We start from the raw sequence: 2533 nt of genomic DNA on the forward strand, positions 1-2533 counted from the left end.
TGGCCCATAATTCGCGCCCCGCTGACGAGGACTACGGTCTGAGGCGACGGGGACCGGGCCACCGGGGTGTTGCGAACTTCTCTGAAGTCGCTATACTGGGCGGCTCCCCTGAAGGGATCGGTTGATCGGTCGCTTCAGGGCAAAGTGAAAAGATCGCGACGCGGTGTTGACACTTTGAAGACGGAGCTGCAGAATGTGCGGCTCCCCTGACGGAAAGGCCTCGGCCACGAAGTCAGGGCGAAATGAAAAGATCGCAAACGCGGTGTTGACATTTCGAAAACGAGTCGCCATAATGTGCGGCTCACCTCGACGGAAACGTCGGGACGCGGGAAAGGCGCTGAGGCCGGCCCCCAGGATCTTTGAAAGTATGCGCAGGTAACTTGTGCGGACGCCTGCAGGAAGGATGACTGTCCATCTTGCAGACGTTTTAACAGCAACAAGTCAAATGCTTTATAGCAAGCGATACGTAGCTGGGTAGAACTTCTGCAGCTGAAAGTATTGACCTTCGGGTCTGTAATTTTAAGTGAAGAGTTTGATCCTGGCTCAGAGTGAACGCTGGCGGTAGGCCTAACACATGCAAGTCGAACGGCAGCACAGGAGAGCTTGCTCTCTGGGTGGCGAGTGGCGGACGGGTGAGGAATACATCGGAATCTACTTTTTCGTGGGGGATAACGTAGGGAAACTTACGCTAATACCGCATACGACCTACGGGTGAAAGCAGGGGATCTTCGGACCTTGCGCGATTGAATGAGCCGATGTCGGATTAGCTAGTTGGCGGGGTAAAGGCCCACCAAGGCGACGATCCGTAGCTGGTCTGAGAGGATGATCAGCCACACTGGAACTGAGACACGGTCCAGACTCCTACGGGAGGCAGCAGTGGGGAATATTGGACAATGGGCGCAAGCCTGATCCAGCCATACCGCGTGGGTGAAGAAGGCCTTCGGGTTGTAAAGCCCTTTTGTTGGGAAAGAAAAGCAGTCGGTTAATACCCGATTGTTCTGACGGTACCCAAAGAATAAGCACCGGCTAACTTCGTGCCAGCAGCCGCGGTAATACGAAGGGTGCAAGCGTTACTCGGAATTACTGGGCGTAAAGCGTGCGTAGGTGGTTGTTTAAGTCCGTTGTGAAAGCCCTGGGCTCAACCTGGGAATTGCAGTGGATACTGGGCAACTAGAGTGTGGTAGAGGGTGGCGGAATTCCCGGTGTAGCAGTGAAATGCGTAGAGATCGGGAGGAACATCCGTGGCGAAGGCGGCCACCTGGGCCAACACTGACACTGAGGCACGAAAGCGTGGGGAGCAAACAGGATTAGATACCCTGGTAGTCCACGCCCTAAACGATGCGAACTGGATGTTGGGTTCAATTTGGAACCCAGTATCGAAGCTAACGCGTTAAGTTCGCCGCCTGGGGAGTACGGTCGCAAGACTGAAACTCAAAGGAATTGACGGGGGCCCGCACAAGCGGTGGAGTATGTGGTTTAATTCGATGCAACGCGAAGAACCTTACCTGGTCTTGACATCCACGGAACTTTCCAGAGATGGATTGGTGCCTTCGGGAACCGTGAGACAGGTGCTGCATGGCTGTCGTCAGCTCGTGTCGTGAGATGTTGGGTTAAGTCCCGCAACGAGCGCAACCCTTGTCCTTAGTTGCCAGCACGTAATGGTGGGAACTCTAAGGAGACCGCCGGTGACAAACCGGAGGAAGGTGGGGATGACGTCAAGTCATCATGGCCCTTACGACCAGGGCTACACACGTACTACAATGGTGGGGACAGAGGGCTGCAAACCCGCGAGGGCAAGCCAATCCCAGAAACCCCATCTCAGTCCGGATCGGAGTCTGCAACTCGACTCCGTGAAGTCGGAATCGCTAGTAATCGCAGATCAGCATTGCTGCGGTGAATACGTTCCCGGGCCTTGTACACACCGCCCGTCACACCATGGGAGTTTGTTGCACCAGAAGCAGGTAGCTTAACCTTCGGGAGGGCGCTTGCCACGGTGTGGCCGATGACTGGGGTGAAGTCGTAACAAGGTAGCCGTATCGGAAGGTGCGGCTGGATCACCTCCTTTTGAGCATGACAGCATCGTCCTGTCGGGCGTCCTCACAAGTAACCTGCATTCAGAGTTTCAAGCCGGCCAGGCCGGTTTGGATAGTCCCGCATTACGGGGCCTTAGCTCAGCTGGGAGAGCACCTGCTTTGCAAGCAGGGGGTCGTCGGTTCGATCCCGACAGGCTCCACCAGTTTCGGTTCGCCGGAACGGGCTACGAAGACATTGGGTCTGTAGCTCAGGTGGTTAGAGCGCACCCCTGATAAGGGTGAGGTCGGTGGTTCGAGTCCTCCCAGACCCACCACTCTGAATGACAAGCGCATACGAATTTAAGATGTGTCGGACGTTGAGGTTCGACATTGTTCTTTTAAAACTTGGAATGTAGCGAGCGTTTGAGATTATCCATCTCGACGTGTCGTTGAGGCTAAGGCGGGGACTTCGAGTCCCTAAAAATTGAGTCGTATGTTCGCGTCGTTGGATTTGTACCCCA

At 55.1% G+C, this 2533-nt stretch carries 2 tRNA genes and 1 rRNA gene; all 3 read left to right on the forward strand.

The window, feature by feature from the left end:
• The first annotated feature begins 520 nt into the window (after positions 1 to 520).
• The 3 genes from IB242_RS20220 to IB242_RS20230 all read left to right on the forward strand — a co-directional run bounded on the left by IB242_RS20220 (position 521) and on the right by IB242_RS20230 (position 2347).
• Positions 521 to 2065: ribosomal RNA gene (locus tag IB242_RS20220) — 16S ribosomal RNA — on the forward strand.
• A gap of 95 nt (positions 2066 to 2160) precedes the next feature.
• A tRNA-Ala gene (locus IB242_RS20225) sits at positions 2161 to 2236 on the forward strand.
• Positions 2237 to 2270: 34 nt separating this feature from the next.
• Positions 2271 to 2347: transfer RNA gene (locus IB242_RS20230), tRNA-Ile, on the forward strand.
• Positions 2348 to 2533 lie beyond the last annotated feature (186 nt).

It is taken from the genome of Xanthomonas sp. XNM01 (genome assembly GCF_014851915.1).
Classification (GTDB): Bacteria; Pseudomonadota; Gammaproteobacteria; order Xanthomonadales; family Xanthomonadaceae; genus Pseudoxanthomonas.